The 26,195-nt window shown below is 59.6% G+C and carries 22 protein-coding genes; 11 read left to right on the top strand and 11 right to left on the bottom strand.

The annotated features are described in order from the left end of the window. Positions 1–173: 173 nt before the first annotated feature. From serS to lrp, 5 genes are all read right to left on the bottom strand, one after another. On the bottom strand, positions 174–1,469 hold the full coding sequence (gene serS / locus J9889_RS01075; RefSeq protein ID WP_039039009.1) for a serine--tRNA ligase: 1,296 nt from the start codon (positions 1,467–1,469) through the stop codon (positions 174–176). 281 nt (positions 1,470–1,750) lie between these two features. Next, positions 1,751–3,088, bottom strand: a complete 1,338-nt coding sequence (locus J9889_RS01070; protein WP_041211365.1) for a replication-associated recombination protein A — start codon at positions 3,086–3,088, stop codon at positions 1,751–1,753. 67 nt (positions 3,089–3,155) lie between these two features. Continuing rightward, on the bottom strand, positions 3,156–3,764 hold the full coding sequence (gene lolA, locus J9889_RS01065; RefSeq protein WP_041211573.1) for an outer membrane lipoprotein chaperone LolA: 609 nt from the start codon (positions 3,762–3,764) through the stop codon (positions 3,156–3,158). 77 nt (positions 3,765–3,841) lie between these two features. Continuing rightward, complete coding sequence (locus J9889_RS01060) at positions 3,842–6,346, bottom strand: DNA translocase FtsK 4TM domain-containing protein (protein WP_210555828.1); 2,505 nt, start codon at positions 6,344–6,346, stop codon at positions 3,842–3,844. A 189-nt stretch (positions 6,347–6,535) separates the two neighbouring features. Beyond that, complete coding sequence (lrp, locus tag J9889_RS01055) at positions 6,536–7,027, bottom strand: leucine-responsive transcriptional regulator Lrp (protein WP_005300047.1); 492 nt, start codon at positions 7,025–7,027, stop codon at positions 6,536–6,538. 150 nt (positions 7,028–7,177) lie between these two features. Between lrp and ald the strand changes: the two genes are divergently transcribed. The 3 genes from ald (at position 7,178) to J9889_RS01040 (ending at position 10,727) form a co-directional block, all read left to right on the top strand. Further along, positions 7,178–8,293: an alanine dehydrogenase gene (gene ald, locus J9889_RS01050; RefSeq protein ID WP_010674517.1), complete on the top strand. Its 1,116-nt coding sequence runs from the start codon at positions 7,178–7,180 to the stop codon at positions 8,291–8,293. A 183-nt stretch (positions 8,294–8,476) separates the two neighbouring features. After that, a complete protein-coding gene (gene trxB / locus J9889_RS01045; protein WP_104452880.1) occupies positions 8,477–9,427 on the top strand; it encodes a thioredoxin-disulfide reductase in 951 nt (316 codons plus the stop codon). 58 nt (positions 9,428–9,485) lie between these two features. Beyond that, the gene (locus J9889_RS01040) at positions 9,486–10,727 is read left to right on the top strand and encodes a diguanylate cyclase (protein ID WP_052815246.1); all 1,242 of its coding nucleotides are present in this window, start codon (positions 9,486–9,488) and stop codon (positions 10,725–10,727) included. Between the two features lie 83 nt (positions 10,728–10,810). On the opposite strand, the gene J9889_RS01035 is transcribed toward J9889_RS01040, so the two are convergent. Then, positions 10,811–11,281 (bottom strand): glycine zipper 2TM domain-containing protein, encoded by a 471-nt coding sequence (locus tag J9889_RS01035; RefSeq protein ID WP_010674514.1) that lies wholly within the window; start codon positions 11,279–11,281, stop codon positions 10,811–10,813. Between the two features lie 17 nt (positions 11,282–11,298). Here J9889_RS01035 and aat point away from each other — a divergent pair, with 17 nt between their 5' ends. From aat to infA, 3 genes are all read left to right on the top strand, one after another. Next, positions 11,299–12,006 carry a leucyl/phenylalanyl-tRNA--protein transferase gene (gene aat / locus J9889_RS01030; protein ID WP_029314435.1) on the top strand — a complete coding sequence of 236 codons (708 nt, stop codon included), beginning with the start codon at positions 11,299–11,301 and terminating at the stop codon, positions 12,004–12,006. Next, a complete protein-coding gene (locus tag J9889_RS01025) occupies positions 12,003–12,719 on the top strand; it encodes an arginyltransferase (protein ID WP_045524744.1) in 717 nt (238 codons plus the stop codon). Before aat ends, J9889_RS01025 begins: the two co-directional genes overlap by 4 nt. Before the next feature lie 68 nt (positions 12,720–12,787). After that, the gene (infA, locus tag J9889_RS01020; RefSeq protein ID WP_005300033.1) at positions 12,788–13,006 is read left to right on the top strand and encodes a translation initiation factor IF-1; all 219 of its coding nucleotides are present in this window, start codon (positions 12,788–12,790) and stop codon (positions 13,004–13,006) included. Between the two features lie 69 nt (positions 13,007–13,075). Here infA and clpA read toward each other — a convergent pair whose 3' ends face one another. Together clpA and clpS are read right to left on the bottom strand one after the other, a co-directional pair. Then, a complete protein-coding gene (gene clpA, locus J9889_RS01015) occupies positions 13,076–15,328 on the bottom strand; it encodes an ATP-dependent Clp protease ATP-binding subunit ClpA (RefSeq protein ID WP_128273140.1) in 2,253 nt (750 codons plus the stop codon). 76 nt (positions 15,329–15,404) lie between these two features. Further along, positions 15,405–15,722 carry an ATP-dependent Clp protease adapter ClpS gene (clpS, locus tag J9889_RS01010; protein WP_005325410.1) on the bottom strand — a complete coding sequence of 106 codons (318 nt, stop codon included), beginning with the start codon at positions 15,720–15,722 and terminating at the stop codon, positions 15,405–15,407. A gap of 228 nt (positions 15,723–15,950) precedes the next feature. On the opposite strand from clpS, the gene cspD reads away from it, so the two are divergent. Next, entirely contained in the window at positions 15,951–16,169 is a 219-nt protein-coding gene (gene cspD / locus J9889_RS01005; RefSeq protein ID WP_010674510.1) for a cold shock-like protein CspD, read from the top strand. Positions 16,170–16,285: 116 nt separating this feature from the next. Here cspD and asd read toward each other — a convergent pair whose 3' ends face one another. Then, entirely contained in the window at positions 16,286–17,398 is a 1,113-nt protein-coding gene (asd, locus tag J9889_RS01000) for an aspartate-semialdehyde dehydrogenase (RefSeq protein WP_042016283.1), read from the bottom strand. Between the two features lie 342 nt (positions 17,399–17,740). On the opposite strand from asd, the gene sugE reads away from it, so the two are divergent. Beyond that, entirely contained in the window at positions 17,741–18,055 is a 315-nt protein-coding gene (sugE, locus tag J9889_RS00995) for a quaternary ammonium compound efflux SMR transporter SugE (RefSeq protein ID WP_041215293.1), read from the top strand. A gap of 226 nt (positions 18,056–18,281) precedes the next feature. Here the strand turns inward: sugE and J9889_RS00990 are convergent, their stop codons facing one another. Beyond that, entirely contained in the window at positions 18,282–18,965 is a 684-nt protein-coding gene (locus J9889_RS00990; protein WP_039039002.1) for a B3/4 domain-containing protein, read from the bottom strand. 335 nt (positions 18,966–19,300) lie between these two features. Here J9889_RS00990 and ycaO point away from each other — a divergent pair, with 335 nt between their 5' ends. The 3 genes from ycaO (at position 19,301) to pflB (ending at position 24,615) form a co-directional block, all read left to right on the top strand. Beyond that, complete coding sequence (gene ycaO, locus J9889_RS00985) at positions 19,301–21,061, top strand: 30S ribosomal protein S12 methylthiotransferase accessory factor YcaO (protein ID WP_048207529.1); 1,761 nt, start codon at positions 19,301–19,303, stop codon at positions 21,059–21,061. Between the two features lie 381 nt (positions 21,062–21,442). Continuing rightward, positions 21,443–22,291 (top strand): formate transporter FocA, encoded by an 849-nt coding sequence (focA, locus tag J9889_RS00980; protein WP_010674505.1) that lies wholly within the window; start codon positions 21,443–21,445, stop codon positions 22,289–22,291. Positions 22,292–22,332: 41 nt separating this feature from the next. Continuing rightward, positions 22,333–24,615, top strand: a complete 2,283-nt coding sequence (gene pflB / locus J9889_RS00975; protein ID WP_010674504.1) for a formate C-acetyltransferase — start codon at positions 22,333–22,335, stop codon at positions 24,613–24,615. A 689-nt stretch (positions 24,616–25,304) separates the two neighbouring features. Here the strand turns inward: pflB and J9889_RS00970 are convergent. Then, a complete protein-coding gene (locus J9889_RS00970) occupies positions 25,305–25,760 on the bottom strand; it encodes a YcgN family cysteine cluster protein (RefSeq protein WP_010674503.1) in 456 nt (151 codons plus the stop codon). Positions 25,761–26,195: the final 435 nt, after the last annotated feature.

Genomic DNA, 26,195 nt, shown 5'->3' with positions numbered 1-26,195 from the left:
AAAAAGATGTCCTGCGAAATTGCGGCGCAGTCTAACAAAAACGATTGCGCAATGCTTGATAAAATTGTGTTACAGGCCCGAAGGGAGCTATCCCTTCCCCTTGCGGCGGGTTTCCCGGGCCCAGAATGCACAACGCCATGGCATGCCATGGCGTTGTCGTCTGCAACGAGCGCTTACCCGATGTGGGTCAGGCCGCCCATGTAGGATTGCAGCGCAGCCGGGATGGCGATGCGGCCATCTGCCTGCTGGTAGTTCTCGAGCACGGCCACCAGGGTACGACCCACCGCCAGACCGGAACCATTCAGGGTGTGAATGAGCTGCGGCTTGCCGTCGATACGCACGCGAGCCTGCATACGGCGCGCCTGGAAGTCGGTGCAGTTGGAGACAGAGGAGATCTCGCGATAGGTGTTCTGGGCCGGCAGCCACACTTCCAGATCGTAGGTCTTGGCGGCGCAGAAGCCCATGTCACCGGTGGAAAGCGCCATCACGCGATACGGCAGCTCCAGCAGTTGCAGCACCTTCTCGGCGTGACCCACCATCTCTTCCAGGGCATCCCAGGATTTTTCCGGGTGCACCAGTTGCACCATCTCGACCTTGTCGAACTGGTGCATACGGATGAGGCCACGGGTATCACGACCGTAGGAGCCCGCTTCGGAGCGGAAGCAGGGGCTGTGGGCGGTCATCTTGATGGGCAGCTCCTGCTCGTCGAAGATCTCGTCACGGGCCATGTTGGTGAGCGGCACTTCGGAGGTCGGGATGAGGGAGAACTTGCGCACCTTGCCTTCGTCTTCCCCTTCCCCTTCGATGCCGGTATTGAAGAGATCCTGGGAGAACTTGGGCAGTTGGCCGGTGCCGTACAGGCTGTCCGGGTTGACCAGATAGGGCACGTAGCACTCGGTGTAGCCGTGCTGCAGGGTGTGCAGGTCCAGCATGAACTGGGCCAGGGCGCGGTGCAGACGGGCAATCTGGCCCTTCATCACCACGAAACGGGCACCGGAAAGCTTGACGCCGTTCTTGAAGTCGACCCCCTTGGCCGCCTCACCCAGATCGATGTGGTCGCGTACCGGGAAATCGAACTCACGCGGTGTACCCCAGCGGCGGACCTCCACGTTGTCGTTCTCGTCACGGCCCACCGGGGTGGTCTCGCTCGGCAGGTTGGGGATGGCGTCGGCGATCCCCTTGAGCTGGGCCAGCAGGGCCTCCAGCTCGACCTTGCTGGTCTCGAGCTCGTCGTTGATCTTGGTCACCTCGGCCTTGAGGGGGGCAACATCTTCACCACGACGGGCAGCCTCACCGATGGACTTGGAGCGGGCGTTGCGCTCGGCCTGCAGCTCCTGGGTGCGGGACTGCAGATCCTTGCGTTTCTCTTCCAGAACATTGACCGCCGCTACGTCCAGAACGTAGCCACGTGTCGCCAGACGAGCGGCAGCTTCGGTGATGTCGCTGCGCAGATATTTGGGATCCAGCATGGTTTACCTACTTTTTTAATGGGATCTGGGCCCGGGTCATCGTGACCGGGTTGGGAAACAGATCCGGAAGTTAACATCGGTTGGCGCACCCCTTTGCCTTCGGAATCGGGCCTTCGAAATCAAGAAGATGGTGCAAGGCCAAGACAACCGGGGTCAGACGGGCAGTGTAGCAGACCGCCCCCCCGCCCGAACAGGGACTATTGCGCCCGTTTTTGCCGGGAACCCCCTCCCCTGATGCCCTGGCCGTGCCCTTTTCCGGGCAAGGAACCTGAAGGTCTTTCCTATCGCTTGCGCGGGCTCTGCTTGTCCAGCTCATGCAGATAGTCGAGCTTCTGGGCTATCTGCTTCTCAAGCCCCCGCTCGGTGGGCTGATAGTACTGCTTGCCGGCAAGCTCCGGGGGGAAGTACTGCTCGCCGGCGGCATAGGCCCCCGGCTCGTCGTGGGCGTAGCGATACTCGGCGCCGTAGCCCAGCTCGCTCATGAGCTTGGTAGGGGCATTGCGAAGGTGCGGCGGCACCTCGAAGTCCGGCAGGTTCTTGGCGTCGTGAAGCGCCGCCTTCCAGGCGGTGTAGACCGCATTGCTCTTGGGGGCGCAGGCGAGGTAGACGATGGCCTGGGCGATGGCCCGCTCCCCTTCCGCCGGACCGATGCGATGGAAGCAGTCCCAGGCCGAGAGCGCCACCTGCATGGCACGGGGATCGGCGTTGCCCACATCTTCCGAGGCAATGGCCAGCAAGCGGCGGGCGATGTAGAGGGGATCGCAGCCGGCGCTCACCATGCGGGCATACCAGTAGAGGGCCGCATCCGGCGCCGAGCCGCGAATGGACTTGTGCACCGCCGAGATGAGGTCGTAGAAGTGATCGCCGCCCTTGTCGAAACGGGCCACGTGCTCCCCCACCACGGCGGCGAGCAGGGTACTGTCGATCACCCGCGCCCCTGAGCTGTCGGCCTCGGCCATGTCGGCAAGGAGCTCCAGATAGTTCAGAGACTTGCGCCCGTCCCCGTCCACGGCTTTCGCCAGCGCCTCCTTGGCCCCGGGGGCAAAGCGCAGGCTAGGGTCATTGAGGCCGCGCGGGTCCTGCATCGCCTGATCGATCATGGCGAGGATGTCCTGCTCCTCCAGCCTCTTGAGCAGATAGACCCGGGCCCGGGAGAGCAGCGCATTGTTGAGCTCGAACGAGGGGTTCTCGGTGGTGGCGCCGATGAAGGTGATGGTGCCGTCTTCGATGTGGGGCAGGAAGACATCCTGCTGGCTCTTGTTGAAGCGGTGGACTTCATCCACGAACAGGATGGTGCGCACCCCGCGCCAGCCGTTCTCCTTCGCCTTGTCGAGGGCGGCGCGGATCTCCTTGATGCCGGAGGTGACCGCCGAGAGCCGCTCCACCTCCGCCTGGCAGTAGTGGGCAACCAGTTCTGCCAGCGTGGTCTTGCCGGTGCCGGGGGGGCCCCAGAGGATCATGGAGTGGCAGTGCCCCGCCAGGATCGCTTTTCGCAGGGGCTTGTCCGGCCCCAGGATATGCTGCTGGCCGATGTACTGCTCGAGGGTTTGCGGCCTCATCCGGGCCGCCAGCGGACGAAAGTCCGAGGAGAAATCCAGGGATAAATTGCTCATCTGCATTGACCTTGCATCTGACCGGTCGTCCATGACGCCCGGTCAGACGATAACGCCGGTAACGGCTGGCTCATCAGCGCTGGTCGTCCAGCTCGACCCCCTTCGGGATCTTGAAGACAAATTCGTTGCCCTTGAGCACCGGTTTGCGGTTGAAGCTGCTCAGGGTGAACTCGCTCCACTGGCCCTGGGCCTCTTTCACGTCGAAGCGACTGATGTTGTTCTGACGGTCGAAGGTGATGCGAAAGGAGGCGATCAGCTCGTCCTTGTTGCGGCTGGTGACGGTATAGACATCCCCTTCCTGGGTCACGTCATAGTTCTTCCAGAGGCTGTTGTCGTTGCCCGCGATGAGCACGAAGGGGGTGTTGAGCACCGCATCCTTCATCTTGAGGGCGGTGACCTGCTCGACGAAGGGGTCGTACACCCACACATCCTTGCCATCGGCCACGATCAGGCTCTCGTCCGGGGAGGTAGTGTGCCAGTTGAAGCGGTTGGGTCGCTGCACCAGCAGGGAGCCGCTCGCCTTTTGCAGCTCCTTGCCCTTGCTGTCATAAACGGTCTGGGCAAATGTCGCGGAGAAGAGATTGACGGAGGAGAGCTTCTCCTTGAGATCACTGGCCGCATCGGCCCATACCTGGCTGCTGGCGACCAGCAGAATGGAACCCATCAATAGTTGTTTTTTCATCAGGCTCTTCATAGGGAGGTTCTCGATAAAAGGCCACGCCCGCAGAGGGCATGGCCAGAATGATACAGGAGTTAGGCTTAGTCACGAACCGGCGGCGGTGCCAGCACGTCGCGCTGGCCGTTGCCGCCCGGGGCGCTGACGATGCCCTGGTTTTCCATCTGCTCGATGAGACGGGCCGCCCGGTTGTAACCGATCTTGAACTTGCGCTGGACGCTGGAGGTGGAGCCACGGCGGGATTCCACCACGAAGGCCACCGCCTCGTCGAACAGGGGATCGAGCTCTTCATCGCCGCCCCCGTCGAAGTCGCCACCGCCGCCCTCGCCGTCCGACTCGCCGGAGAGGATCTCGTCGATGTAATCCGGCTCGCCACGCAGTTTCCAGTCCGCCACCACCTTGTGTACCTCGTGGTCATCGACGAAGGCACCGTGGACACGGGTGGGGTTGGAGGTGCCGGCAGGCATGTAGAGCATGTCACCCATGCCGAGCAGGGATTCGGCGCCCCCCTGGTCCAGGATGGTGCGCGAATCGATCTTGCTCGACACCTGGAAGGAGATACGGGTCGGGATGTTGGCCTTGATGAGGCCGGTAATGACATCCACCGACGGACGCTGGGTCGCGAGGATAAGGTGAATACCGGCCGCACGCGCCTTCTGGGCGATACGGGCGATAAGCTCCTCAACCTTCTTGCCGACGATCATCATCATGTCGGCGAACTCGTCCACCACCACCACGATGTGGGGCAGTTTTTCCAGCTCCGGCGGCATCTGATCCATGGAGTCGCCCGGACGCCACAGGGGGTCGACCAGGGGATCCCCCGCCTCGATGGCGGCCAACACCTTGTCGTTGTACCCCTTGAGGTTGCGCACCCCGACCGCGGACATCAGCTTGTAACGACGCTCCATCTCGCCTACGCACCAGCGCAGGGCGTTGGCGGCATCCTTCATGTCGGTGACCACCTCGGTCAGCAGATGCGGAATGCCTTCATAGACCGAGAGCTCCAGCATCTTGGGGTCGATCATGATGAAGCGCAGATCCTCGGGGGAGGATTTGTAGAGCATGGAGATGATCATGGTGTTCACCCCCACCGACTTGCCCGAGCCCGTGGTACCGGCCACCAGCAGGTGAGGCATCTTGGCGAGGTTCACCACCACGGGTTCCCCCGCGATGTCCTGACCCAGCCCCATGGTGAGCGGATTGCGGCTGGCCGCGAACGCCTCGCAGTCGAGGGTTTCCCGCAGGTAGACGGTCTGGCGTACCCGGTTGGGCAGCTCGATCCCGACGAACGTCTTGCCCGGGATCACCTCCACCACCCGCACGCTGCTGGCAGAGAGAGAACGGGCGAGATCCCGGGAAAGATTGGTGATCTTGCTCGCCTTCATGCCCGGCGCCAGGTCCAGTTCGAAGCGGGTAATGACGGGACCGGGATAGACGCCCACCACCTTGGCCTGCACGTTGTAATCGGCGAGCTTCGCCTCCACCAGCCGGCCCATGCGCTCCAGCTCGTCCTTGCTCATCATCTGGGTCTTGGCGGGCGGCCTGTCCAACAGATCGATGCTCGGTAAAGGGGCCAGACCGGGCTGGGGACGGCGCTTGGCTTTCACCGGCGCAGCGGCAACGGGAGCATCGGGTTCGTCATCCCCCTCCGCCCAGGGCAAGTCGAGGTCATCTTCTTCCTGGCGCACGGCGGGACGCGGACGGCCATTGGCCACGCGCTTGCCCTTGGCGGCAGGCGCCGGAGCCTCGTCCTCTTCGTCGTCAAACTGCGGATCGAACTGGAAGGTGTCTTCGTCAAGCTCCGGCAGCCATTCGTCAGCTTTTGTCTTTTGAGCGCGATTCTTCGCCTTGGGGTTGCGTGTCCAGCTGCCGTGGGGGTCTTCGTCATCCTCTTCCTGATCGAAGCTGCCCACGCCCCCTTCCAGCAGGGGATCCGGCCCCTCATAGCGGGGCTGGCGCCAGCCACCGGTGAGCCAGCGGCCCAGGGTGGTGGGGAAATGGTAGATGGCGCTGACTGAGCCGGTGCAGGCGGCACCGATGCGCTCGACAATGGTGAGCCAGGACCAGCCGGTAAAGAGGGTGATGCCGGTCGCCACGAAGCAGAGCAGCATCAGGTTGGCCCCCACGCCGCCAAACAGCGGCACCACGGCGGAGGCGATCACATCCCCCACCAGGCCGCCGGCGGAAAAGTTCTGCAAGTCGTTGAAGTTCATGCTGGCGATGGCGGACATGCCAAGCACCGTCAGCACGAAGCCGATGATCCGTACCGACAGGGTGAGGTAATCCACTTCCAGCAGCTTGCTCGGGCGCCAGAACAGGCTCCAGCCAAGCAGCACCACCAGAGGGGGCACCAGATAGGAGAAGGCCCCGAAGGTAAACATGGTGATGTCGGCGAGCCAGGCACCGGCGCTGCCCGCGAGGTTTTTCACCTCCCCTTGCCAGGAGGTTTGCGACCAGCCGGGATCGGCGGGATGGTAGGTCAGCAGGGCAAGCAAAAGATAGGCAGCCATCAAGGTGATGGCGATCAAGACGGCCTCGAAGATCCGTTGTGTACCTGATAAAGGAGTAAACAGCTTTTTATCGGCCAAACTCCGGCTCCTTTGTGAAAACATGAATGCGGGGATAGGGGGCCTAGTATCCCTGAAAAGCCCACCGATTGTCAGCCAGTGCCTGAGGGCGGGCCTGAAACTCTCTATAAGAAGAAACGAGCGGACCGGCCGCTCGTTTCTGACTATCGTGACTCGTCATGGAACTTGCAAGTCACAGCACAACCCCGCTTATCGGGTGCTGATCACCAGACGACTGCTCTGTTTGACCTCTTCCATCACCACGTAGGTGCGGGTGTCGTTCACGCCCGGCAGACGCAGCAGGGTTTCACCCAGCAGGCGGCGGTAAGCGGACATGTCGCTGACGCGGGTCTTGAGCAGATAGTCGAAATCACCGGACACCAGATGGCACTCCTGGATCTCTTCGAGCACCTGAACAGCCTTGTTGAACTGCTCGAACACATCGGGGGCGCCACGATTGAGGGTAATTTCCACGAACACCAGCAGAGACGCGTCCAGATAATGAGGGTTCAGAATGGCGGCATATCCTTCGATATACCCTTGTCGCTCCAGGCGACGAACCCGTTCCAGACACGGTGTGGGACTCAGGCCAACTCGTTTGGACAACTCAACGTTCGAAATCCTGCCATCCTTTTGCAGTTCATTCAGAATGTTGCGGTCAATCCTGTCCAAATCCTTTAGCCGACTCTTAGCTTCCATCATTTAATTCCATCCTTTGGCTATTTTTTGGTAAGAATCACCAGTCACTTTATAATAATGGTCACAAATCCTGTCAATACCTGAATATACTAGGCGCAAATATCGCTTAACATCTAGGCAACATAAACCACCAATCGATAGACGAGGGATAGCATGATTATCGGTGTACCTAAGGAAATAAAAAACCATGAATATCGCGTAGGCATGGTTCCGGCCAGTGTACGTGAACTGACAGCACGAAACCATACTGTTTTCGTCCAAAGCGGCGCAGGAAATGGCATTGGGTTCAGTGACGCAGATTATCTGGCTGCCGGAGCCGAGATCCTGGCCTCCGCTGCCGAAGTTTTCGCCAAGGCGGAGATGATCGTCAAGGTCAAGGAACCCCAGGCAGTGGAACGGGCCATGCTGCGTCCTGGCCAGACCCTCTTTACCTATCTGCATCTGGCGCCGGACCTGGCCCAGACCCAGGATCTCATCGACAGTGGTGCCGTCTGCATCGCCTATGAAACCGTCACAGACGGTCGTGGCGGTCTGCCCCTGCTGGCCCCCATGTCGGAAGTGGCCGGACGCATGTCTATTCAGGCCGGTGCCCAGGCACTGGAGAAATCCCGTGGCGGCAGCGGCGTGCTGCTCGGTGGTGTGCCCGGTGTGGAACCGGCCAAGGTGGTGATCATCGGTGGTGGTGTGGTGGGCTCCAACGCAGCCCGCATGGCCGTCGGCCTGCGTGCCGACGTCACCATCCTCGACAACAACGTCGATACCCTGCGCCGTCTCGACAGCGAGTTCCAGGGGGCTGCCAAGGTGGTCTACTCCAACCGCGAGACCCTGGAGCGCCATCTGCTGGCGGCGGACCTGGTCATCGGCGGCGTGCTGGTGCCTGGCGCCACTGCGCCAAAACTTGTCAGCCGTGACCACATTGCTCGCATGAAACCCGGTGCGGCCATCGTGGACGTGGCCATCGACCAGGGCGGCTGTGTCGAGACCTCCCATGCCACCACCCATGAAGATCCCACCTTCATCGTCGACGAGGTGGTGCACTACTGCGTGGCCAACATGCCGGGTGCCGTGGCGCGGACCTCCACCGTGGCCCTGAACAACGCCACCCTCCCCTTCATCATCAAGCTGGCCGAACAGGGCTATCGCAACGCTCTGCTCGCCGATCCCCACCTGTTGCACGGCCTGAACGTGATGGCGGGCAAAATCACCTGCAAGGAGGTTGCCGTGGCCCACAATCTGGCTTACACGGATCCCCTGACCCTGCTGAACTGATCGCGTCCCTGCAAAGGGAGGTAGATGAGTGAAAATCCGCCCGCGATGGGCGGTTTTTTTATGCCTGCCATCCCCGGCTCACCCCTCTTGTTGGCGATTGCCCCAATCGATGCGCTGGCCTTTGACCACGGATCACGAATTACCTACAATCGCGCAAACTCATCACGTCTCGGAAATCACATCATGAGCCAAGTCACTCACAGCAAACTGCTGATCCTGGGATCCGGTCCGGCAGGTTACACTGCGGCCGTCTATGCCGCTCGCGCCAACCTCAATCCCCTGCTCATCACCGGCATGCAGCAAGGTGGTCAGCTGACCACCACCACCGAAGTGGAAAACTGGCCAGGGGACGCGGAAGGGCTGACCGGCCCGGCCCTGATGGAGCGCATGAAAGAGCATGCAGAGAAGTTCGATACCCGCATCCTCTTTGATCACATCAATGAAGTGACGCTGACCGAGCGTCCCTTCCGCCTCAAGGGCGACAACGGGGAATACACCTGCGATGCGCTGATCCTCGCCACCGGCGCCTCCGCCAAATACCTGGGTCTGCCCTCAGAAGAGGCCTTCAAGGGCCGCGGCGTCTCCGCCTGCGCCACCTGTGACGGCTTCTTCTACCGCAACCAGGAAGTGGCCGTGGTCGGTGGCGGCAACACCGCCGTGGAAGAGGCTCTCTATCTGGCCAACATCGCCAAGAAGGTGCACCTCATCCATCGCCGCGACGAGTTCCGCGCCGAGAAGATCCTGATCAAGCGCCTCAACGACAAGGTCAAGAGCGGCAATATCGTCCTGCACACCCATCAGACCCTGGACGAAGTACTGGGTGACGACATGGGCGTCACCGGCGTGCGCCTGCGCAGCACCCGGGATGACACCACCTCCGAGCTGCCGCTGATGGGGGTCTTCATCGCCATCGGTCACCAGCCCAACACCCAGATCTTCGAAGGGCAGCTGGCGATGGAAAACGGCTATCTGAAGGTGCGTGGCGGACTGGAAGGGTTCGCAACCCAGACCAGCATCCCGGGCGTGTTCGCCGCCGGCGACGTGGCCGATCACGTCTACCGCCAGGCGATCACCTCCGCAGGGACCGGCTGCATGGCCGCCCTCGATGCAGAGCGATATCTGGACGCACAATAATCGGAAGGATATAAAGGGCATGCCAGTTGGCATGCCCTTTTTTATTGCAAGGAGCAGGATGAAACGAAAAATAATGATAGTGGAAGACAGCCTGACGGTACGCCGCATGCTGACCCAGGCCATTGCGCAGCAGACCGGGCTGGAAATCGACGCCTTCGATACCCTTGAAGGGGCTCGCGATTGCCATGGGGAAGATTATGTGGTCGCCCTGGTGGATCTCACCCTGCCGGACGCCCCCAGCGGAGAAGCTGTCAATGTGCTGAGGGAGCGTGGGTTGCCGGTGGTGATCCTGACGGCCGACATCAGCGAAGAGAAGCGGGAAGCCTGGCTGGAAGCCGGGGTGCTGGACTATGTGATGAAGGATTCACGTCACTCCCTGCAATATGCCGTCGGTCTGGTGCACCGCCTCTACCTCAACCAGGCCATCGAAGTCTTGGTGGTCGACGATTCACGCACCTCCCGTCACCGTACCGCGGCCCAGTTGCGCAAGCAGTTGTTGCAGGTGCACGAGGCCAATTCAGCCCGCGATGCGCTGGCGCAGCTCGAGCAGCACCCCGCCATTCGCCTGATGCTGGTGGACTACTACATGCCGGAGATCGACGGCATCAGCCTGGTGCGAATGCTGCGCGAGCGCTACAGCAAGCAGCAGCTCGCCATCATCGGCATCTCGGTGTCGGACAAACACGGCCTCTCGGCACGCTACCTCAAGCAAGGGGCGAATGATTTTCTCAATCAGCCCTTTGAACCCGAGGAGCTGCAGTGCCGGGTCAGCCACAACCTGGAGGCCCTTGAGCAGTTCAACAACATCCAGGAATCGGCCAACCGAGACTACCTGACCGGACTTTACAACAGACGCTACTGGTTCAACGAGGGTCAAAAGTGGTTCGAGGAGCATCAGCGCCATCAGGCGCAGCTCTCCCTGTGCGTGCTCGATGTGGATCACTTCAAGCAGGTCAATGATCACTGGGGGCATGCCATCGGCGATCAGCTGCTCTGTCATCTGGCCAGGCTGCTCACCCAGTTCTTCCCGGATGCCATGATAGCCCGATTCGGTGGTGAAGAATTTGCCCTGATGGTGCCCCACTGCCCCGTTCCCGTGCTGCTCAAGCGACTGGAAGGGCTTCGTCTGCAAATGCGCCAGCAACCGCTGTCGCGGGAGATATCGCTCTTTGTACGCGCCAGTTTCGGCGTCATCAATGTCGGGCGGCTCTCCATGGACGAGGCGCTGAGCGAGGCAGATCGCCAGTTGTATCAGGCAAAGAATACCGGGCGAGACAAGATAGTCTGTCAGGACGTCTGAGCAAGCATCAGCAGAGACACTCCGTGTAGTACCGCCCGGCGCCCCTTGTGTGGCGGCCGCCGGGTCAATCCCTTCTTCACCGTTCAATAGGTCTTGTCGACCCGCACTCCATCGTTGAAATAGAGGATGCGTACCTTGTCGCCCTGCGCAAAGACCATGGCCGGATCGTAATCCTGGATCACGTTGATGAGCCCATTCTGCTCGTTGCGGATCAGCAGCTCCACCAGCTTGTTCTCCACCACGCTGCCCCCTGACTGAAACTGCTGCACCGCCGCCGCTCCCGCCAGTGCCCCGACCGCAGTGGCAATCTCCCGCCCGTGCCCACCGCCAAACTGGTTGCCGAGCAGCCCGCCAAGCACGGCCCCTCCCAGAGTTTTCCAGCCGGAATGCTCTGATTCCACCATCTGGCGCTGGGTGATGTTGCGCACCGCATCCACCTGGCCGAAGACCACCTGCTCCACCGGACGCGCCGTGTTGCGTTCATACACCGCACTCCAGGCCGGTGCCGTGACAAAGCCAAGCAAGCTGGATACTATCAGGATAATGGCCTTCATCTATGAACCTCTGCCTTATGTCTCGCTATCTTACCGAACTGGATGATGAGCTGTGCTGGTTTCCCTCCCCCAGCCATGCGCTGGAAGAGCCCAACGGGCTGCTCGCGATTGGGGGAGATCTCTCCCCCACTCGATTGCTGGCAGCTTACCACAGCGGGATCTTTCCGTGGAATGAACCCCATCAGCCACTGCTGTGGTGGTCACCGGATCCCAGGGGAGTCATCGTGCCCGAGGAACTCCACATCGGCCGCAGCCTGCAGAAGTGTTTGCGCCGCACCCCCTTCGAGATTTACATCAATCGCGCCTTTGATGACGTCATTGCAGCCTGCGCCGCCCCCCGTCGCACCGCCAGCGGCACCTGGATAAGTGCCCCCATGATCGACGCCTATCGGCGCCTTCATCGCCTCGGTCATGCCCACTCCATCGAGATCTGGCAGGATGATCAGTTGCAGGCAGGCCTCTATGGTCTCTCCCTGGGTCGACTCTTTTGTGGTGAATCCATGTTCAGCCGCATCGACAATGGCGCCAAACTGGCCATGGTGGCCCTCTGTCGCCACTTTGCAGGGCACGGCGGTGCCCTCATCGACTGCCAGATGCAAAACGACTTTCTGGCCACGCTGGGCGTCCAGGAGTGGCCAAGGCAGCGCTTTCTGACCACCCTGGCCACCCTGACCCGGCAACCGTTGCAAGAGGGATGCTGGCAACCGAGGAGAATCAGCCTATGAGTGAAGAAGTGATCCTCAAGGTCGGGCTGACCCCCAGGCACCCGTGCAGCTACCTCGGTCACGAGCAGGAGCAGTTGCTGGTCCTGATGGACCATGAACTGCTCAACGCCGCCGGGTACGAACGGCTGCTGACGGCAGGATTCCGGCGCAGTGGCAACGACATCTATCGTCCTCACTGCCCCGCCTGCAGCGCCTGCCAATCCTTGCGCATACACAGTGAACGCTTCATCCCGAGTCGTGGGCAGAAACGCATCCGCCAGTTGAACCGGGATCTCGAACTCGTACTGAGCTATGACGACAAGCCCGAGTATTACCAGCTCTATGAACGCTATATCCGTGAGCGCCATCGGGATGGCAGCATGTATCCACCGAGCCGGACCCAATACAAGGGGTTCCTGCACTGCGACTGGATGCCCCCCCTCTATCTGGAGATGCGCAAGGAGGGACGCCTCATCGGCGTGGCCACCACGGACCTGCTTCCCCACTCTCTGAGCGCCATGTACACCTTCTTCGACCCCGACTATGCCGACCGGTCGCTCGGCACCTTCGCCATCCTGAGCCAGTTGGAACTGGCCAGACGTACCGGTCGTCAGTGGCTCTATCTGGGGTATCTGGTGGAGGAGTGCCGCAAGATGAATTACAAGCGCCAATACCTGCCCCATGAGCTGCTGGTACAGGGCGAATGGAAAAAAATCGACACCAAGCCCGAGTAAACTTTACACATAGCCTTAAATCCGGCATGATCCAGCGGTTTTTTGTTGTGGCTTATCAAGAGGATTCAATGGCTAAAGAAGACAGTATTGAGATGCAGGGTACCATTCTCGAAACCTTGCCCAATACCATGTTCCGTGTGGAACTGGAAAATGGTCACGTGGTTATCGCTCATATTTCCGGCAAGATGCGCAAAAACTACATCCGTATCCTGACTGGGGACAAAGTAACGGTGGCTCTGACTCCGTACGATCTCTCCAAGGGACGTATTGTTTTCCGCTCTCGCTAAGCCAGGAATTCAGCAAAAAACCCCAGCCTCTCGGTTGGGGTTTTTTGTCATTTCCGGCCTTGCTCACAGTCAGTGAGAGACAGCTTCAACGTTGACCTGAAAATCAAAGCTGAGGCTGTTGTTCACCAGCTCGACCTTCACGATGCCGCCATCGACCAGGGAACCGAACAGGATCTCGTTGGCCAGGGGCTTCTTGAGGTGCTCCTGAATGACCCGGCCCATGGGTCTTGCCCCCATTGCCCTGTCATACCCTTTCTCTGCCAACCAGTGGCGCGCCTCTTCAGACACCTCCAGTGAAACGCCCTTGGCATCCAGCTGAACCTGCAACTCGACGATGAACTTGTCGACCACCTGATGGATCACTCTCATGTCGAGATGGTTGAACCAGATGGTGTGATCGAGCCGGTTGCGGAACTCCGGACTGAACGTCTTGTTAATCACCGCCATGGCATCGTGGCTCATGTCCTGCTGCTGGAAACCGATGGACTTGCGCTGGGTCTCCTGAACCCCTGCGTTGGTGGTCATCACCAGGATCACATTGCGAAAATCTGCCTTGCGCCCGTTGTTGTCCGTCAGGGTACCGTTGTCCATCACCTGCAGCAGCAAGTTGAAGACATCCGGGTGCGCCTTCTCGATCTCGTCAAGCAGCACGACGGAGTGCGGATGCTTGAGGACGGAGTCGGTCAACAGCCCTCCCTGCTCGAATCCCACGTAACCGGGAGGAGCCCCGATCAACCGGGACACGGTATGGCGTTCCATGTATTCCGACATGTCAAATCGCAATACCTCGACCCCGAGCGCCTTGCCAAGTTGCTGGGTCACTTCGGTCTTGCCCACCCCGGTCGGGCCGGCAAACAGGAAGCAGCCCACAGGTCGGCGTTCGTTGCCAAGCCCTGAACGTGACAACCGAATGGCATCGGTCAGCACCTCGATGGCCTTGTCCTGCCCGAACACCACCATCTTGAGATTGCGCTCCAGGTTCTTCAGCACCTCCTTGTCGGAGGAGGAGACAGATTTCTCGGGAATACGGGCAATCTTGGCAACAATGGCCTCGATTTCCGGCACATTGATCACCTTCTTGCGCTTGCTGACGGGCAAGAGGCGTTGCCCTGCACCCGCTTCGTCGATGACGTCGATGGCCTTGTCAGGCAGATGGCGATCATTGATGTACTTGGCGGAGAGCTCCACCGCCGCCCGGATCGCCTTGACGGTGTAACGCACGCCATGGTGAGACTCATAACGGCTCTTGAGTCCCATCAGAATGCGAGTGGTGTCGTCTACTGTGGGTTCGACGATGTCGATCTTCTGGAAGCGGCGAGCAAGGGCCCTGTCCTTCTCGAAGATCTGGGCATATTCCTGGTAGGTGGTGGAGCCCACGCAGCGCAGCAAACCATTGGAGAGCAGCGGCTTGATGAGGTTGGCCGCATCCAGCTGGCCACCGGAAGCCGCACCAGCGCCAATGATGGTGTGGATCTCGTCGATGAAGAGGATGGCCCCCTCCTGACGTTCAATCTGCTTGAGCAGCACCTTGAGGCGCTTCTCGAAGTCACCACGATACTTGGTGCCCGCCAGCAGGGAGCCCATGTCCAGGGAGTAGATGGTGCTACCCGCAATCACCTCGGGCACATCCCCCTTGACGATACGGTAGGCAAGCCCTTCGGCGATGGCGGTCTTGCCCACGCCGGCTTCCCCGACCAGCAAGGGGTTGTTCTTGCGACGGCGGCACAATACCTGAATGGTGCGATTGAGCTCCTGATCACGGCCGATGAGCGGATCGATGCGCCCCTCCAGCACCAGCTGGTTGAGGTTGGTGGCAAAGCTTTCTATCTGGGCAGAGGATACCTCGTCATCAGATTCCGCATTGTTGCCACCACTCTCGGGCTTGTTGTCCTTGCGCACCCCGTGGGACAGGAAGTTCACCACATCCAGGCGGCTTATTTCGGCTTTTTTCAGGAAGTAGGCGGCCTGGGACTCTTGTTCGCTGAAGATGGCGACCAGGACATTGGCACCGCTCACCTCGGTATTGCCGGACGACTGGACATGGAAGACGGCACGTTGCAGCACGCGCTGGAAGCCCAGCGTCGGCTGGGTTTCCCTGTCTTCGTCGTCACGGGGGATGAGCGGGGTCGTTTGATTGATGAAGGCGCGGATCTCTTTGCGCATCTGTTCCACATCCGCACCACATGAACTCAGCGCCTCATGGGCTGAGCTGTTATCCAGCAGGGCCAACAACAGGTGCTCGACGGTCATGAATTCGTGGCGCTCGTCACGGGCCAGCTTGAAAGCCTCGTTCAGCGTCTTTTCTAGATCTTTGTTCAACATAGGCACCTCCCCTCAGTACAGCAACAATGCGGTGTCGTTATCGCCATCAAGTCATCAAGTCATCAAGTCATCAGATTCAAGCCTTTTCCATGGTACATAGCAGTGGATGTTCGTTGTTACGTGAATAGGTGTTGACCTGGACCACTTTGGTCTCGGCAATCTCGGCGGTAAATGTGCCGCAGACTCCCTTACCACTATAATGCACGCTCAGCATCACCTGAGTGGCCTTCTCCAGATCCATACCAAAGAACCTTTGCAGCACCTCCACCACGAACTCCATCGGTGTGTAGTCGTCGTTGTTCAGGACGACCTTGTACATGGGTGGCGGTTGCAGCTTCGTTTTCTCTGCCTCTGCAATCTCTTCATTAGCAAAGAGTTCTTTCTGCTTGCTCATAGTTGCGCTTTGGTACCTCTAGATTACTACCGTGTCGCTCAAGATTGTCAATAGACTTGTTAACCAGATCACATCGGTTGTTAACAACTTCTTGACTCGCTTAAAAGTTGGACTAGATTGGTTACTTGCTAATCGGCGCCCGTCTGCTACGGGGTCATGCCCTAGTTATATAAGGCTGGCGCAGGTTACTCAACGACTTCAGGGTAATCAATAAAAGGATGTAGATGTATGGCAACCGGAACAGTCAAGTGGTTCAACAACGCAAAAGGATTTGGGTTTATCTGTCCGGAAGGCGGTGGTGAAGACATCTTCGCTCACTACTCCACGATTCAAATGGAAGGTTACAAGACCTTGAAAGCAGGTCAGGCAGTCAACTTTGAACTGCAGCAGGGGCCGAAAGGAAATCATGCCTCTGTCATCGTGCCAAACGAAGCACAGAACATCTAAGAGTCAAACTGGATAAATTAAAAAGCGGCATCCCAAGGGATGCCGCTTTTTTATGGACAGGCACGAAGAGGGGAACAAGAAAGGCCAGGCCTTCCTTGTTCCCTGCTGCCGCTACCTCAGCGGGCCAGCAGGATGTTGAGCATGCGGCGCAGCGGCTCGGCGGCGCCCCACAGCAACTGGTCACCCACGGTAAAGGCGGCCAGGTACTCCGGACCCATATTGAGCTTGCGCAGACGACCCACCGGGATGCTGAGGGTGCCAGTAACGGCAGCCGGGGTCAGCTCGCGGGCGGTGATGTCGCGATCGTTGGGGATCACCTTGACCCAGTCGTTGTGGGCGGCCAGCAGGGCTTCGATCTCGGCCAAGGGCACATCTTTTTTCAGCTTGATGGTGAAGGCCTGGCTGTGGCAGCGCAGGGCCCCGATCCGCACGCACAGACCATCCACCGGAATGGCGGCGTTTTCGATACCCAGGATCTTGTTGGTCTCGGCCTGGCCCTTCCACTCTTCACGGCTCTGGCCGTTGTCGAGCTTGGTGTCGATCCAGGGGATGAGGCCACCGGCCAGCGGCACACCGAAATTGTCCACCGGCAGGGTGCCGGAGCGGGTCTTCTCGGTGATCTTGCGCTCGATGTCGAGGATGGCGGAGGCGGGATCCGCCAGCTCCACCGCCACTTCATCCCGCAGCATGCCCATCTGGGTGACCAGCTCGCGCATATGGCGGGCACCACCACCGGAGGCCGCCTGATAGGTGGCCACGCTCACCCACTCCACCAGATCGGCCTTGAACAGGCCACCCAGGGCCAGCAGCATCAGGCTGACGGTGCAGTTGCCGCCAACGAAGGTCTTGATGCCGTTGTTCAGGGCATCTTCGATGACGTCGCCGTTGACCGGATCCAGGATGATAACGGCGTCCTTCTCCATGCGCAGGGAGGAGGCGGCGTCAATCCAGTAGCCCTGCCAGCCGGCGGCTTTCAGGCGCGGATAGACATCCTTGGTGTAGTCGCCGCCCTGGGCGGTGATGATGACGTCCTGTGCGGCCAGCGCCTCGAGATCGAAGGCGTCCTGCAGGGTGCCGGCATCGACGCCAAAATTGGGGGCGGCCTCACCGGCCTGGGAGGTGGTGAAGAAGGTGGGTTGAATGCGGGCAAAATCCTTCTCTTCCTGCATCCGACTCATCAACACCGAACCCACCATGCCACGCCAACCGACCAAACCTACTTTTTTCATAATGTCCTACCCTGGATAGCTGCTTATAGAAATCGTGTGTGGTACCCGTGACCCCCTGCCTTGGCGCCAGCCGTTTACAAGGGATTCACAATATATGAGTTGCAAAAAATGCGTCTGTCCACATTACGGATTGTGACGGCGGGCGCAAGTCGAATTGCGCAATATTCTGTGCCGTTCGCTGCAATATCCGTCGGCCTGGCCGACCTGCGGCCAGCCGGTTGGCATCCCGCTACAACTTGGGGCATCATTGAGACCGATCGGCAGCCCCGCTGCCCCTCGGGGACGGCCCCGAGGCCTCCTGATACGCAGGGACGACCCTGCTTCCTGCGGAATATCTGCCTTATGTCCTGGTTGCTATTGCTGTTGGCCGGCCTGTTCGAGGTCGCCTGGGCCATCGGCCTCAAATACACCGACGGTTTCAGCCGTCCCCTCCCCACCCTGCTGACCCTGATCGCCATGGCCGTGAGCGTGCTGCTGCTCGCCATGGCGGTCAAACAGCTGCCCCTTGGCACCGCCTATGCGGTCTGGACCGGCATCGGCGCGGTCGGCACCGTGCTGATGGGGATCTGGCTGTTCAACGAACCGGCCACCCTGGCCCGGGTGCTCTGCCTGCTGCTCATCATCGTTGGCATTCTGGGGTTGAAGTTCATCGGTTAGGTGCGCTGAAAGGGCCGGGTACACCGGCCCCGACGTGGCAAGCTCCAGGGGGCGATGTCAGCCCGGCATGTTGCTGTGTTCCTCTGCTTGCTGATGTGTTCGCAGGCGGTGGGGAAAGGCGGGTGGCACAGACGTGGCATGGCGCGTGATGGCGAGCAAGATCCGCCCCATGACCGCCCGGGCGAGCATGGGGCGCCTCCTTTTATCTTTTCGTCTGCTCCTTCAATCACTCCACCAGCGTCTGCTCGATGCGGGCCCCAGGCATCATCTGCGTAAGACCGGCAATCAGCCTGTCGCCGGCCTCCCACAAGGCTGTGCGCGGCATCGGCGGCAGACACTCCAGAATGAACCACATCCGGGGGGAAGAGAGGCTCAGGCGAGTGCGGATCCCCTGGCGCCAGTTCCAGCGGCGACAGGTGACGCCGAGATCGTCCCGCCACACCACCTCTCCGGGAGCCGGTGCCTCCTGGGTTGGCAGCCCTTCTTTGAGGGTGTCAAAGCATTCGCTGCCATCGGCAATCACCAGGCGCGGCGCTCCCACATAGGCCGCCAGATCCTCCCCGCCCACGGGAATGGCATACTCGATGCTGATGGCGTTGTAGAGATCGACAACGGGATCGATGGCAGGCAAGACGCCATCGCGCAGCACCCGCTTGCGCAGTGCCTGGGCCGAGCAGGGCGTGCGGGCAGGCTTGGCGCCAAACCCCTTGAACACCTGATCCCAGGCGGCCAGATGTTCAAGGGCCCAAGGAGCCTCGTCGGTGCCAAGGGCCGCACATGCCCGGGCCAGGGCCCGCTCCCCCACCAGAGTGTCAATCACGGGGGCGGCTTCCACCACGATGCTGAGGGCACAAAAGCCCGGCGCCAACCTGGCTATCTCGGGGTCGATACGGGGGATCATCGGGAACATTCAGCACTCCTGGTCAAGGTTCATCAAGACGGGGCGGCGGAACGGGCACGGGCGTTCCCCTCTTTTCCTTCCCCCGCCAACGGTTGACGCCATGATGAAGGGCACAGGGTCATAATAAAATTTACTTTATCTTAATTATGTTAAGTAAAACTGATGACCCAACCCTCTTTCCCATGAAAAATCGCCGCCCCGCAGCGCACCGCCCGGCCCCACTGCCACACCCCGCCCATCCAATGCAGACCTGGGCAAGCCCACACCATTGCCCTGGCCGCTTTCCCCGTCACTCATGCTATTATCTGCGTCCAAACATGAGCCCATAAAATCAGGACATTGTGATGACCGACCACACTTTTATTCCCGGCAAGGACGCAGCGCTGGAAGACTCCATCGAACGCTTCCAGACCAAGCTGCAAGCCCTGGGGTTTGATATCGAAGAGGCCTCCTGGCTCAACCCCGTGCCCAACGTCTGGTCCGTGCACATCCGGGACAAGGAGTGCGCCCTCTGCTTCACCAACGGCAAGGGTGCCAGCAAGAAGGCGGCGCTCGCCTCCGCCCTTGGCGAGTATTTCGAGCGTCTCTCCACCAACTACTTCTTCGCCGACTTCTACCTGGGCGAGCAGGTCGCCAATGGCGACTTCGTCCACTACCCGAACGAGAAGTGGTTCCCCATCGAGGGGGATCAGCTGCCCACTGGTCTGCTCGACTCCTTCACCCGCAAGTTCTACAACCCGGACGGTGAAGTGACCGCCGACATGCTGGTGGACCTGCAATCCGGCAACGAGGAGCGCGGCATCGTCGCCCTGCCCTTCGAGCGCCAGTCCGACCACCAGACCGTCTATATCCCGATGAACATCGTCGGCAACCTGTATGTTTCCAACGGCATGAGTGCCGGCAACACCCGCACCGAGGCCCGCACCCAGGGGTTGTCGGAGGTGTTCGAGCGCCACGTGAAGAACAAGATCATCGCCGAGGCCATCAGCCTGCCCCAGATCCCGGGCGAGGTCATCGCCCGTTACCCGGGCATCAAGGCGTCCATCGATGCACTGGAGGCCGAAGGCTTCCCCATCTACAGCTTCGATGCCTCCCTCGGCGGCCGTTATCCGGTCATCTGCGTGGTGCTGCTCAACCCGAGCAATGGCACCTGCTTTGCCTCCTTCGGCGCCCACCCGCGCTTCGAGGTCGCCTTCGAGCGTACCGTCACCGAACTGCTGCAAGGGCGCAGCCTCAAGGATCTGGACGTCTTCGTGCCGCCGTCGTTCGACAACGAGCAGGTGGCGGATCACCACAACCTGGAGACCCACTTCATCGACTCCTCCGGCCTCATCAGCTGGGATCTGTTCAAGGAAGAGTCCGACTTCGAGTTTGCCGACTGGGACTTCCGTGGCACCTCGCAAGAGGAGTTCGACCACCTGATCGGCATCTTCCACGAGCTGGAGCAGCCGGTCTACATCGCCGACTACGAGCATCTGGGTGTCTACGCCTGCCGTATCCTGGTGCCCGGCATGTCCGACATCTATCCGGTGGAAGATCTGCTGCTGGCCAACAACACCATGGGGGCCCACCTGCGGGAGACCATCCTGGCGCTGCCGGCGCTCGAGTGGGACGCAGAGCAGTACATGGCCCTGTTCGACCAGCTGGATGAAGAGGGGCACGACGAGCGGACCCGGGTGCGCGAGCTGCTCGGCATCGCCGCCGCCAAGGGCACTGCCCTGCACACCCTGCGCGTCGGTGAGCTCAAAGCCATGCTGGCGCTGGCCGCTGGCGACCTGGAGAGCGCCCTCGACCTCATCGACTGGACCATGGAGTTCAACCAGTCGGTGTTCCCGGCGGATCGCGCTGCTTACTACCGCGCCCTGCGCGCCTGCGTCGAGCTTTTCCTCGACGAGGAACGCGACCCCGAGCAGTACCGCCCGGTGTTCGCCCGCATGTTCGGGGAAGAGACCCTGGCACAGGCGTGGGCCAACGCCCGCGGCGAGGCGCGCTTCCACGGTCTGGAAGCCGCCGATCTCTCCCTCTCCCAGTTCCCGCTGCACCAGAAACTGCTGGCCGCTTACGAGAAATTGCAAAAAGCCAAACGAATCCATACCTGGAACTGATATGCTAGCGTGACGAAGGGGCCTTATGGCCCCTTCTGTTTTATGGTCTACGCTTTGGCTGGCCGTGCCACAAAGATGAAATAAAAGACAAAAAATACCTCTTAGGGGGTTGTTAATTTGGCACTCATGGTGCAGTGCGGCTGCACAGGTGCCTTGCCGGTACGTTTTTCAGGGCGCCCTTTATAAGTTCTTAAAAATCATAAAATTAATAACAGACTCATTTCTGTTTCACCTGAAACCTGGTGTAAAGAAACGCTTCCGGATGGCGAAAAATCCTGTAGTAAAATTACATTCACAATCTGTAATTCTTGATCGGAGTCAATTTTGGGGATCAGCCCCTTTGTTATGATTTCCACAGGCAAAATATGCAGGTACTGAGAATTGAAAGCAGAATCTCCCTTTGATTGTCTGAAGCCCGAAGCCATCGCCGCCCTGGCCGAAGACATTACCTATGCCAAGGCCACCAAGCCCGCATACAAGGTCATTCCCCTGGCCATCACTGCTGGCGCCTTCATCGCCATCGCCTTCGTCTTCTATATCACCGTCACCACGGGCTCAAGCGGCATGGCCTGGGGCATGTCCAAGCTGGTGGGCGGCATCTGCTTCTCCCTCGGTCTCATCCTCTGCGTCCTGCTCGGCGCCGAACTGTTCACCTCCACTACCCTCACCCTGGTAGCCAAGGCGGCCAATCGCATCAGCTGGGCCCAGCTGCTCAAGAACTGGGGACTGGTCTACTTCGGCAACCTCATCGGCGGTCTCATCATCGTCGGCCTCATCATCATGTCGGCGGAATACACGGCAGCGGATGGTCAGTGGGGGCTGAACGCCATGAAAGTGGCCCAGCACAAGATCCATCACACCTTCTTCGAGGCCGTGGCCCTTGGCATCCTCTGCAACCTCATGGTGTGTCTCGCCGTGTGGATGGCCTTCGGCGCCCGCAGCGCCACCGACAAGGTGATGGTGATGCTGCTCCCCGTCGCCATGTTCGTGGCCTCCGGTTTTGAGCACAGCATTGCAAACATGTTTATGATCCCGGTCGGTATCGCCATCCACAGCGTCGCGAGCCCGGAATTCTGGCAGGCCATCGGCCAGGATCCGGCGACCTTTGCCGACCTGACCGTGTCCAACTTCGTCCTGCACAACCTCATTCCCGTCACCATCGGTAATATCATTGGTGGTGGCGTCATGGTTGGGCTGACTTACTGGTTTATCTTCCGTCGCCATCATTAAGGATGGCGGCAGACACATAAATACCTTGAGAGGTAATGAAAATGGCAGAACTTAACGAACAGTTCCAAAAAGCATGGGAAGGCTTCGCAGCCGGTGAATGGCAGACCTCTGTCAACACCCGTGACTTCATCCAGAAGAACTACACCCCGTATGAAGGTGACGAGTCCTTCCTGGCTGGCGCGACCGAAGCTACCACCAAGCTGTGGGACAAGGTCATGGAAGGCATCAAGATCGAGAACCGCACTCACGCGCCGGTCGATTTTGATACCGACCTGCCCTCCACCATTACCGCTCACGATGCCGGCTATATCGACCAGAGCCTGGAGCAAATCGTTGGTCTGCAGACCGACAAACCGCTCAAGCGCGCCATCATCGCCAACGGCGGTATCAAGATGGTCAAGACCTCTTGCGAAGTGTACGGTCGCCAGCTTGACCCCATGGTCGAGAAGATCTTCACCGAGTACCGCAAGACTCACAACCAGGGCGTGTTCGACGTCTACACCAAAGACATCCTGAACTGCCGCAAGTCCGGCGTCATCACCGGTCTGCCGGATGCCTACGGCCGTGGCCGTATCATCGGTGACTACCGTCGTGTTGCCCTGTACGGTATCGACTTCCTGATGGCCGACAAACTGGCCCAGTTCAAGTCCCTGCAGGCTGACCTGGAAAACGGTGTCAACCTGGAAGCCACCATCCGTCTGCGCGAAGAGATCTCCGAGCAGCACCGTGCCCTGGCCCAGATGAAGGTGATGGCTGCCAAATATGGCTGCGACATCTCCGTACCGGCCAAGACCGCCAAAGAAGCCGTACAGTGGACCTACTTCGCCTACCTCGCGGCGGTCAAGTCCCAGAACGGCGCGGCCATGTCCTTCGGTCGTACCTCCAGCTTCCTGGACATATACATCGAGCGTGACCTGCAAAAAGGCCTGATCACCGAGCAAGAAGCCCAGGAGCTGATGGACCACATGGTCATGAAGCTGCGTATGGTTCGCTTCCTGCGTACCCCGGAATACGATTCACTGTTCTCCGGCGACCCGATGTGGGCCACCGAGACCCTGGCCGGTATGGGCGTTGATGGCCGTACCCTGGTCACCAAGAACAGCTTCCGTATGCTGAACACCCTGTACACCATGGGCCCGTCCCCTGAGCCGAACCTGACCATCCTGTGGTCTGAGAAGCTGCCGGTCGGTTTCAAGAAGTACTGCGCCAAGGTATCCATCGAGACCTCTTCCGTTCAGTACGAAAACGACGACCTGATGCGTCCGGACTTCAACAACGATGACTACGCCATCGCTTGCTGTGTGTCCCCGATGATCGTCGGCAAACAGATGCAGTTCTTCGGTGCCCGTGCCAACCTGGCCAAGACCATGCTGTATGCAATCAACGGCGGTATGGACGAGAAGCTCAAGATCCAGGTCGGTCCGAAGACCGAAATGGTCACCTCCGAGTACCTCGACTACAACGACGTGATGGACAGACTGGATCACTTCATGGACTGGCTGGCCAAGCAATACGTTGCTGCGCTGAACATCATCCACTACATGCACGACAAGTACAGCTACGAAGCCTCCCTGATGGCGCTGCACGACCGTGACGTCTATCGCACCATGGCCTGTGGTATCGCCGGTCTGTCCGTAGCCGCTGACTCCCTGTCTGCCATCAAGTACGCCAAGGTCAAGCCGGTACGTGATGCCGATGGCGTCTCCATCGACTTCGAAATCGAAGGCGAGTACCCGCAGTTCGGCAACAACGACGCTCGCGTCGATGACATCGCCTGCGACCTGGTCGAGCGCTTCATGAAGAAGATTCAGAAGCTGAACACCTACCGTGGTGCCGTGGCTACCCAGTCCGTGCTGACCATCACCTCCAACGTGGTGTACGGCAAGAAGACCGGTAATACCCCGGATGGTCGTCGCGCCGGTGCGCCGTTCGGCCCGGGTGCCAACCCGATGCACGGTCGTGATCAGAAGGGTGCCGTTGCTTCCCTGACTTCCGTTGCCAAGCTGCCGTTCGCCTACGCCAAAGATGGTATCTCCTATACCTTCTCCATCGTGCCGAACGCGCTGGGCAAAGACATGGAAGCCCAGAAAGCCAACTTGGCCGGCCTGATGGATGGTTACTTCCACCACGAAGCCAACCTGGAAGGTGGTCAGCACCTGAACGTCAACGTGATGAACCGTGAAATGCTGCTGGACGCCATGGAAAACCCGGAGAAATATCCGCAGTTGACCATCCGCGTATCCGGTTATGCCGTTCGCTTCAACTCCTTGACCAAGGAGCAACAGCAAGACGTCATCACCCGTACCTTCACCGCTTCTCTGTAATAGAGTCTCGGAGAACAAAAACCGGCGCCAAGGCGCCGGTTTTTTTATGGCTGTTTGGCAGTGTGCAAGCCGCTTCCCACCTCCCAGGCCGGCTGGCTCGTGGGCTCTGAGCCGCAGGCTCGGCCAGACGTTAGCCTCCTAACGCCCCTCTCTATGATGCCCCTCTCCACTCCTCTCCTGCGCTTGATGCACGGATGTGCCCACCGGCACTCAGGCACTCAGGCACTCAGGTACTCAGGTACTCAGGTACTCAGAACAGCAGAACAGCAGAACAGCAGAACAGCAGAACAGCAGAACAGCAGAACAGCAGAACAGCAGAACAGCAGAACAGCAGAACAGCAGAACAGAGAAACGTTATCGTCGCGGACGCTGTAAAACATCCCCCGCCCCCTTCCCTCTCCCCTTGGGAGAGGGCCAGGCTGAGGAGAACAACACTACATCGCCAGAAGACGCCAGAAAGCAACAAGGGCAGCGGAGTGTGGACTCTGCTGCCCTTGTGTCTAAAAGCGATTGAACGAATACAGACGGCGTTAGAGACGGCTTCTCATCCCCCTCACTACGTTCATCTCACAGCAGAACTTTACACTACCTTTATCACAAAAACGCATCCCTTATATCCCAAAAACAACAGGGGCAGCGAAGTCTCACTCCCCTGCCCCTGTAGTAAGCAATAAACGGCGGATTAAGGCTTAGCTCGCCCAGGTAATGATATGGTCGGCCCAGTCACCAGCCTGCGCCTCGTGCACTACCTTGCCGCGCACCGACTGGCCAGCCTGGTGCATGGCGCTGCGGCTGCCGGTGATAAGCGGATGCCACTCTGGCAGGCCCTGCCCCTCCGCCAGCAGGCGATAGGCGCAGGTGGAGGGCAGCCAGTTGAACTCGGCAATCTTGTCGTGGGTGATCTGCAGGCAGTCCGGCTCTTTTTTAAAGCGGTTGCCGTAGTCGGAGCACTGGCAGGTCTTGGTATTGAGCAGGTTGCAGGCCACGTTGGTGAACACCAGCTCCTCGGTGTCCTCGTCGATCAGCTTGTTCAGACAGCACTTGCCGCAGCCGTCGCACAGAGACTCCCACTCCGTCATGGTCATCTGCTGCAGGCTCTTCGCCTGCCAAAAGGGGGCGGTCTGCACGGGTTCACTCTGCTGCATAAAAGTTAGCTCACTCAATACACTGACAAGCGCGTGGTTATACGCCCTATGGCCCGATTTTTCAAGGTTGGTGGCGGTTTCGCCTATGAACTCTAGGTCGGTATTCTGGAACAGATCAACGATCCCCACGTTACTCACATCGTCTTTTACAGCAAGACCGATTTACCCAATCAAGGCTAAGCCTGCCATGCACTGCGAGCAAAGCGAAATGCCGTAAGCCCGGCGCCTTTGCCTGCAACATGCAGACTATTGGGTCCGCATTTTTATGACGCGAGTGATAGCCAGCCCTGATCCGTCATTCCGCACCTGATTTTGCTATTTTCAGTGCTTGACGGCGATCGGCCGTTCTGATCTATTACTCTCTTTTGCAGGTAGATCATCATGGCCGCACCCGCTATCTCGATCCGTAACCTCGATCACCTTGGTTTGGTCGCC

It is taken from the genome of Aeromonas sp. PrichA-15 (genome assembly GCF_017939245.1).
Classification (GTDB): Bacteria; Pseudomonadota; Gammaproteobacteria; order Enterobacterales; family Aeromonadaceae; genus Aeromonas; species Aeromonas caviae.
The sequence above is the reverse complement of the archived record's forward strand: the minus strand, read 5'-3'. Positions and strand labels throughout refer to the sequence as shown.

Coding starts and splice junctions, on each gene's coding strand:
- J9889_RS01035 (WP_010674514.1), bottom strand. CDS start 11,281: ATGAAGGCCATTATCCTGATAGTATCCAGCTTGCTTGGCTTTGTCACG.
- lolA (WP_041211573.1), bottom strand. CDS start 3,764: ATGAAAAAACAACTATTGATGGGTTCCATTCTGCTGGTCGCCAGCAGC.
- asd (WP_042016283.1), bottom strand. CDS start 17,398: ATGAAAAAAGTAGGTTTGGTCGGTTGGCGTGGCATGGTGGGTTCGGTG.
- trxB (WP_104452880.1), top strand. CDS start 8,477: ATGAGCCAAGTCACTCACAGCAAACTGCTGATCCTGGGATCCGGTCCG.
- serS (WP_039039009.1), bottom strand. CDS start 1,469: ATGCTGGATCCCAAATATCTGCGCAGCGACATCACCGAAGCTGCCGCT.
- pflB (WP_010674504.1), top strand. CDS start 22,333: ATGGCAGAACTTAACGAACAGTTCCAAAAAGCATGGGAAGGCTTCGCA.
- J9889_RS01070 (WP_041211365.1), bottom strand. CDS start 3,088: ATGCAGATGAGCAATTTATCCCTGGATTTCTCCTCGGACTTTCGTCCG.
- cspD (WP_010674510.1), top strand. CDS start 15,951: ATGGCAACCGGAACAGTCAAGTGGTTCAACAACGCAAAAGGATTTGGG.
- infA (WP_005300033.1), top strand. CDS start 12,788: ATGGCTAAAGAAGACAGTATTGAGATGCAGGGTACCATTCTCGAAACC.
- clpA (WP_128273140.1), bottom strand. CDS start 15,328: ATGTTGAACAAAGATCTAGAAAAGACGCTGAACGAGGCTTTCAAGCTG.
- clpS (WP_005325410.1), bottom strand. CDS start 15,722: ATGAGCAAGCAGAAAGAACTCTTTGCTAATGAAGAGATTGCAGAGGCA.
- J9889_RS01025 (WP_045524744.1), top strand. CDS start 12,003: ATGAGTGAAGAAGTGATCCTCAAGGTCGGGCTGACCCCCAGGCACCCG.
- aat (WP_029314435.1), top strand. CDS start 11,299: ATGTCTCGCTATCTTACCGAACTGGATGATGAGCTGTGCTGGTTTCCC.
- J9889_RS01040 (WP_052815246.1), top strand. CDS start 9,486: ATGAAACGAAAAATAATGATAGTGGAAGACAGCCTGACGGTACGCCGC.
- sugE (WP_041215293.1), top strand. CDS start 17,741: ATGTCCTGGTTGCTATTGCTGTTGGCCGGCCTGTTCGAGGTCGCCTGG.
- J9889_RS00990 (WP_039039002.1), bottom strand. CDS start 18,965: ATGTTCCCGATGATCCCCCGTATCGACCCCGAGATAGCCAGGTTGGCG.
- J9889_RS00970 (WP_010674503.1), bottom strand. CDS start 25,760: ATGCAGCAGAGTGAACCCGTGCAGACCGCCCCCTTTTGGCAGGCGAAG.
- lrp (WP_005300047.1), bottom strand. CDS start 7,027: ATGATGGAAGCTAAGAGTCGGCTAAAGGATTTGGACAGGATTGACCGC.
- ald (WP_010674517.1), top strand. CDS start 7,178: ATGATTATCGGTGTACCTAAGGAAATAAAAAACCATGAATATCGCGTA.
- ycaO (WP_048207529.1), top strand. CDS start 19,301: ATGACCGACCACACTTTTATTCCCGGCAAGGACGCAGCGCTGGAAGAC.